This is a genomic window from Trinickia sp., from assembly GCF_036503415.1.
Taxonomy (GTDB): Bacteria; Pseudomonadota; Gammaproteobacteria; order Burkholderiales; family Burkholderiaceae; genus Trinickia.
In genome coordinates, this window is the sequence record NZ_DASXWY010000188.1 from 1 (window position 1) to 2,215 (window position 2,215).

Sequence of the window (2,215 nt, forward strand, 5' to 3'; positions counted from 1 at the left end):
CCTGCGGACGCTGTCGCGTACAGAGCGCTCGATGCAAATGGTCGCGCTCGAAGAAAAGGCCGCGAAGCTCGCGCCCAAGATGACGCTGCCGATGATGCTGTTCATCATGCCGACCGTGGCGCTCATTGCGGTCGGCCCGGCCGCAATCCGGCTCGTCGCCGTATTTCGTCACCATTGAATGGCCGTTTCCGTTTTGTTCTTGGTTTTTGTTTCTGGAGGTGGCATGACCACACCCCGCCCCACCCGCTCGAATCGCGCCTTGCTGGCGCTCTGCACGTCGATTGCGGCAGCGCTGATCATGGCGGGCTGCGCGAGCAATCACTACGTGGTGCCGCAGCCGATGCCCGTCACCCATATTCCCGACGCGAACGCCGATTTGCATATCGCGGAAAGCGCGCTCGGAGCGGGCGACACCCAGTTGGCGCTCTCCCTCTTCGAAAAGCTTTTGAAGGCCGATCCGCAATCGCGGCCCGCGCAATTGGGTCTCGCCGATACGATCTATCAGACGGGCGACCTTGCCCGAGCCAGCGTGCTCTACACGCGCGTCGCGGCTTCGGCCCCCGACGATCCGCGCACCCAGTTGGGACTCGCTCGCATCGCGCTACGCCAGCGGCATCTGGGCGACGCGGAGCAGCGCTACCGCAAATTGACCTCGGCCTATCCCGATAACGCGGTGGCGGCCGAGGGGCTCGGAGCGACGCTGGACCTGCTAGGCCGGCATGAAGAGGCGCAGGCTGTCTATCGCGCCGCGCTGGAGCGCCACCCCGAAGTTCAGGGCCTCAAGGCGGACCTTGGGTTGTCGCTCGTGCTCTCGGGCCAAGCGCGAGCCGGCGCGAACGTATTGCTCGATATTGCGAGCCTGGCCGACGCGCCCCCGCAAGCGCGCCAGAACCTCGCGCTCGCCTATGGCTTGCTCGGCAACGGCGAGGCGGCCAAGCGCATTCTCGTATCGGAGATGCCGGCCGAATCGGCCGAAGACAATCTGCGTTTCTACCGGGACTTGCGCGAACGACTGACGGCACAAGCCGGCAGCGGCGCGCACGCGGCACCGGTGCCGGGAGAGGGCATTTCGTCGGGCGGAGCCATTCAATGAAACCGCGTCGGCATCTCGGCAGGCATCGCCGCACACGCGCGGGCGGCATCGTCTCGCTCGAGTTCGTGCTCATGCTGCCGTTCTTGCTGATGCTGATGCTCGGCATCATCGACATGAGCCTGCTGCTTTGCGACAAGGCAATCATTACGAATGCCGCAGGGGCCGCGGCGCGTCAGGGCGTGGTCCTGCGTTCGACGCCCTATACAACGACTCAGATCCAGAACATCGCGTTAACCTTCATGCAGGGCAGCCTCGTGAGCGGCGGGACGGCCACGACGCCGACGGTCACTCCGTCGGGCAGTTGCTCCACGATCGGCAGCGGCAACGCACTCCAAGTGACGATCAAGTACACGTATAACGGGCTCATGGTCGGCTCGGCATTCAGCGCGCTGACGGGTCCTCTCACGCTAACAGCCACGGCGGTAATGAACTGTGAATGAGCGCCTTTACTCGAGCGAACTCAATTCCGCTGCGACTGGGCCGTTAGCTGCTGGTCGCGGCCGCTTGCGCCAGTGGCCACGCCCTGCCAAAGAGCGCGGGTCGGCTGCGCTCTGGTTCCTGTTCACATTGCCGCTGTTGCTGATGTTCGGCGCTTTTGCGGTCGATGTTCCGCGCTTTTTCGCCGTCAGCCACGAATTGCAGAATGCAGCCGATGCAGCAGCGCTTGCCGGTGCCGGCGCGCTCACGACGGGTGCGAGTGTGCCCAACTGGACGGCGGCCGCAGCATCTGCAACGGCTGCGGTCCCATTGAACATATCGGATGGCGTCAAACTATCGACCGGAACGGTCAAGACCGGCTATTGGGACGTCGCCGCGTCGTCTCCGACTTTGGTTGCGCCCAGCGCGGTCACACTACCGGCTCCTTCAGGACACATGCCCGAACCAGCCGTGCAGGTCACCGTTACGCGAGACGCGAGTACCAACGGCGGACTCGTCACACTCTTGCTCGGCGCGCTGCTGGGCATGCCGTCCACCTCCGATAGCGCAACGTCCGTCGCGGTCATCACGCCGCCCTCGGCGCTTCCGGCCGGCGGGCTGTTTCCCGTCATGATGGATCAGTGCGTCTACAATCAATATTGGGACAGCACGACGAATCAGCCGAAGCTCGATGCGTCCGGCCAA

The 2,215-nt window shown here is 64.3% G+C and carries 3 protein-coding genes and 1 pseudogene; all 4 read left to right on the top strand.

Annotated elements, in window-relative coordinates:
* Positions 1 to 178: pseudogene (locus VGL01_RS22500) on the top strand (type II secretion system F family protein); the annotation flags it as partial.
* Between the two features lie 45 nt (positions 179 to 223).
* On the top strand, positions 224 to 1,093 hold the full coding sequence (locus tag VGL01_RS22505; protein WP_331573310.1) for a tetratricopeptide repeat protein: 870 nt from the start codon (positions 224 to 226) through the stop codon (positions 1,091 to 1,093).
* Positions 1,090 to 1,533, top strand: a complete 444-nt coding sequence (locus VGL01_RS22510; RefSeq protein WP_331573312.1) for a TadE/TadG family type IV pilus assembly protein — start codon at positions 1,090 to 1,092, stop codon at positions 1,531 to 1,533. The genes VGL01_RS22505 and VGL01_RS22510 overlap by 4 nt, the downstream gene beginning before the upstream one ends.
* A gap of 64 nt (positions 1,534 to 1,597) precedes the next feature.
* The coding region (locus tag VGL01_RS22515; RefSeq protein ID WP_331573314.1) for a pilus assembly protein TadG-related protein at positions 1,598 to 2,215 on the top strand (618 nt) is incomplete at its 3' end.

What these genes read in the sequence shown, in the direction of transcription:
- VGL01_RS22505 (WP_331573310.1), top strand. Translation starts at nt 224, where the DNA reads ATGACCACACCCCGCCCCACCCGCTCGAATCGCGCCTTGCTGGCGCTC.
- VGL01_RS22510 (WP_331573312.1), top strand. Translation starts at nt 1,090, where the DNA reads ATGAAACCGCGTCGGCATCTCGGCAGGCATCGCCGCACACGCGCGGGC.